This window comes from Candidatus Paceibacterota bacterium (assembly GCA_035404205.1).
Lineage (GTDB): Bacteria > Patescibacteriota > Minisyncoccia > UBA6257 > JAVHQB01 > JAVHQB01.
Genome location: DAONGQ010000021.1, coordinates 1 through 4,465 on the forward strand (window position 1 = coordinate 1; position 4,465 = coordinate 4,465).

At 38.5% G+C, this 4,465-nt stretch carries 5 protein-coding genes; all 5 read right to left on the minus strand.

Annotated features, from left to right (window positions below; all coding sequences use genetic code 11):
* Window positions 1-505 (minus strand): tRNA (guanosine(37)-N1)-methyltransferase TrmD (locus tag PK547_02660; protein ID HPR91610.1); only part of this gene is annotated, 505 nt, incomplete at its 3' end.
* A gap of 473 nt (window positions 506-978) precedes the next feature.
* The gene (locus PK547_02665) at window positions 979-1,824 is read right to left on the minus strand and encodes a prepilin-type N-terminal cleavage/methylation domain-containing protein (protein ID HPR91611.1); all 846 of its coding nucleotides are present in this window, start codon (window positions 1,822-1,824) and stop codon (window positions 979-981) included.
* 484 nt (window positions 1,825-2,308) lie between these two features.
* Window positions 2,309-2,623: a KH domain-containing protein gene (locus PK547_02670; GenBank protein ID HPR91612.1), complete on the minus strand. Its 315-nt coding sequence runs from the start codon at window positions 2,621-2,623 to the stop codon at window positions 2,309-2,311.
* Between the two features lie 152 nt (window positions 2,624-2,775).
* Complete coding sequence (gene rpsP, locus PK547_02675) at window positions 2,776-3,063, minus strand: 30S ribosomal protein S16 (protein HPR91613.1); 288 nt, start codon at window positions 3,061-3,063, stop codon at window positions 2,776-2,778.
* Between the two features lie 288 nt (window positions 3,064-3,351).
* On the minus strand, window positions 3,352-4,465 hold a 1,114-nt coding region (locus PK547_02680; GenBank protein ID HPR91614.1), incomplete at its 5' end, for an AAA family ATPase.

Sequence of the window (4,465 nt, forward strand, 5' to 3'; positions counted from 1 at the left end):
ATGATTCTTTTTTTATTACTTCGGGTAATAAACGAGTAACGCCATCTATAACTGTTAACGCAGGAATTTCTCCTCCTGTTAAAACATAAGGGCCAATTGAAATAGCTTCATCTGCCAAATGTTCCGCTACTCTATTGTCTATTCCTTCATAACGTCCGCAAATTAAAACTAGCCTGTTGAGCTTACTCCATTCCTCTAATTTTCTTTGAGTTAAGGGCGCGCCATTGGCGGCAAAAAGAATTACTTTAGTTTTATCTTTCTTCTTTAGCTCTAAAGCCTTTAATTTTTTTAAAGCTTTAAAAATTATATCCAAGCGCATCACCATACCAGCACCTCCACCGTAAGGATGGTCATCTACACTTTTATAATTATTATCAGACCAGTCCCTAAGATTGTGAATTTGAATTTTAATTTTTTTCTTATCAATAGCTCTCTTAACTATGGCAGTATTAATGTAGCTATCAAGACTTTCTGGTAGAACAGTTAAAATATCAAAAGAAAGCATGGGGGAATAAAGTTTAAAGTTTAAAGTTTAAACGCAATCAAATACACACTCAGGATGCAGGGATATAAAATACAAAGTTTAAAGTTTAAACAAATTAAAATGCAAACACATTCAGAATGCAAAAACAAAGCTCAAATAAAAACGGACACAGCGCTCTAAAGCTCAAAATCAAACAAAATAATTGTTCACCCAAAAAATACAAAAATCACAAATACACTCTCATGATTCCCCATTGTAGCACAGAATATATTTAATTTAACAAAAATACCCTAAGAGGGTATTTTGTCACGCATTCCATTAAATTAAATCCAATACCATTGGGTGGTAGAGAGAGGTTTCGAATCCCTTAAATATTTCCTCATAACAATATGAGCAGAATTCACAATCAGCCATTATGGGGAGGTATATATGTATCCACCATATTGTACTCCTGCCGCCAACTTGGAACCATCAGAAGAGGAAGCGATAGACCGCTAGCCTCTTGAGCCAGCACTAGTCCTTTCTGTCCAGGTAGCCCCCGAATCAGTAGATGTATATATGTATCCACTTGACCCTGCCGCCAACTTGGAACCATCAGAAGAAGAAGCAATAGCCTTCCAATCTCTTGAGCCAGCGTTAGTTCTTTCTGTCCATGTAGCCCCCGAATCAGTAGAGGTATATATGTATCCACCATTACCTACTCCTGCTGCCAGTTTGGTGCCATCGGCAGAAGAGGCAAGAGAGGTCCAATTTCTTGAGCCAGCACTCGTCCTCTCTGTCCAGGTAGCGCCAACATCTCCTATAGTAGTTGTAGTTTCCACGGCTAACTCAGGGATGCTGCTAACAGAAAAAGAGATGCCCTGAGAGGAATCTCCTTTAGTGAAGGTATAGTAATTGTTGGCATCATTGACCGGGTCTACGGGCAGGACAGCTAGAGTTTTGTAGGCGCCAGTGCTGAAATTAAAAGGCAGCCAGCCGGTGCCATCGGCTTTCTTGTAATTAGCTGGGGTAGCGCACTGGTAGGTGAAGGGCGCGGTAAGGGTAGGCAGGCTCCAGCTGGAACAATTGGCATTCGCATCCGGCAGGGAGACATAGACAATATGGTCCGGAGTACCCAAATCTGTACCCGTATCCACTGAGTACAGCTGCAAGGCTTGTTTGAGATTAGTGATATCGGTGCCCCGGGTGGAATTGCGGGCGCGCTTAAAGTATTCAGTGGGATTAATCACCAGGAGGGTCACCGCCATGAGCACACCTAAAATACCCATGACTACCAGAAGCTCTATGAGGGTAAAACCAGAAAAGGATGACTTGTGGCGCTTAACTCTCCTTAAAGACATATACATTTAAAATTCAAAGTTCAAAGTTTAAAGTTTAAACGCAACCAAATACGCACTCAGGATACGGGAATACAATAAAAATGTCAATCCTTCGGCTTCGCTCAGGACAAGTCCTTCGGCAAAGTTTATACTGAGTATGCCCGAAGTGCTCAGGACAAGTCCTTATGTCTAAGCGGGGGTAGACGAAATATCTAATAACTAATGTCCAATGCCCAAGCAAATTCAGAGTATGAGGGGCAAGAAACAAAATGGAAAACTTAAATAGAAATATAATCCCGAGAAAACTATGGAATACAAACAATTAAAAAACGAATACTCAGAAAATCAAAAACTAAATAAGCAAAATAAAGTGTCTTAGATTATTCAAAAATTAAAAAAAGGATAACTAATAGCATAATTGTAACACAGGCGTAATTGTTTACAAAATTTGTTCAATTAAAAACGCCGAGATAAACTCGACGTTTTTGTATGTTGTCTTTAAAAACTATATTTTGAGACCTTCGACTATATCGTCAGTGCTCATTGGTTTAGCCTGTCCACGAGTAGAACCTTCGGGTTCTTCGATTTTCAGGTTAATGCGAGCATGATGCTTAGCCCCGACTACTCTGAGGATGGTGCGCAATGCTTTAGCTGTAACGCCATCGCGGCCCACGACATGGCCCATATCGGCAGGGTCGACTTTCAGGGTTAAAAGCACACCCATTTCGTCAATCTTGCGGTCTACAACGACCTTGTCAGGATTATCTACTATCGCCTTTACAATTTGTTCTAATACTTCTTGGTCAGCTAATTCAGACATATGCTATTTTTAATAAAGACAGCAACCGCGACCTTTATGATTTGTCAGTTACCGTTAGTAAAGCTTAACTTTCTGAAGCGGGTTTGAACCAAACCCACAAGTTAATTTTAATAAATAATAACTAGGGAGTCAAATACAATGGCTGTGGATTACTATTTTTTCTTGGTCTCTTTCTTTTTATTAACCTTCGCAAGCTTTTTTGTGTCTATAACTTTGGCACGAACTAAAAGATTGTGCACCGTGGCGCTAGGTTGAGCACCACATTTTAACCAATAAGCTATTCTTTCTTTGTTTAAAGTAATTTTATTGGAATGAGGGTCCCAATGTCCCAGGAGTTCCCTGAACTTGCCGGAAGCTGCAGAAATTCTTTTATCTACCGCTATAACGCGGTAAAAACTTTTTTTAGGAGCGCCTTGTCTTTGTAACCTAAGGGTTATCATAAACTAAATAACTATTTATAAAATTATATTTGATTAACGGTGGAATATTAACATATTTCATCTAATTTGCCAACTTTAACGCATTTTGTATAGAAATAGTGCTTCTATGAATTTCCTATTTTAAACGTTGTATTATGTATTCTGGATGCGTTTTTTGTTTAAATTTTGTTTCTTGTTTCTCATATTTTGGATCTGTTTAAACTTTAAACTTTTGAATGCATCTCCGTTTGAACATTAGTCATTAGACATTAGTCATTGTATTTGCCTCCTTTTAATCTTTTGTCTTTCCTATACTTCTCCCGATTTGTTGTATTTTTGAGCTTCCTCAAATCTCAATGACAATATCCTTGATGTCTTATTTTCGTCCACAGTAACACCATAAATAACAGCGGCATTAGACATAGTAATACGGTTATGAGTAATCACTATAAATTGAGTTTTAGAAGAAAGCTCTTTCATCATCATACTTATACGGCGAGTATTCTCTTCGTCTAGGGCGGCATCAATTTCATCTAAAATAATTAAGGGTGGAGCGGCTTTGCTAACTATAGCAAAAAGAAGCGCTATCGCTGTGAGGGCCTTCTCTCCCCCTGACAGACTTTCCAAACCCTTTAATTTTGATTTAGGGATATCGATGTCTATAAAAACTCCATTGATTCTTGCGTCTTCATTAGTATGGTTGTTTGAATTTTCTGCGAGGTCATCTTCACTGCTTTCGTCATCAATAACTAAGGCCTCTCCGAACTTAGGAGCAGTTGCGCTTGCCTCCTTTTTCAAGACTAATTTAGCGCTCCCTCCCTTGAAAATAAGATTGAAAAATTTATCAAACTCGGCATTAATTTCTTTAAGGTCCCGACTGAAATCTGTCTCTATTTTGATGGTTAATTCTTTGATTAACGATTCCAAATCTTGGGCAGCTTTTTGTAAATCAGCAATCTGACCGCCCAAAAAGACATCTCTTTCCTCAACAGATTTAAACTCGGCGACCACGTTTTGGTCATAAGAACCTATTTCTAACAGTTCCTGTTTGGCTTTATTAATCTTTCCCTCTAAACCCCCCAGACTATTAGCATCCAGTTCAAAGTCGGCCATCTTAAGAAAGGCTTGATAATTATCTAAAAGAGTTTTTCTGTCATAACCAGATTCTTGCCATCTGCGTAAACAGTCCTCTATTTTTAAGTTATTTTTTTCCAATTCCAAATTGAGGTCACGCAACTGGTCTTGAAGATGGTCTAAATCATTTCTTTTTACTTCCAATCCCCTAACTTGTTCTCTAAAATCTTTTTGGCTGAGGGCTTGCTTGCTTTTCAGCTCGGCTTGTTTTGTCAGATAGGTTTCTATTTGCGCATCTAAATCTTTTAGTTGGATTTCCAATTTAGCAATAGAATCCTTTAGTTCTGGA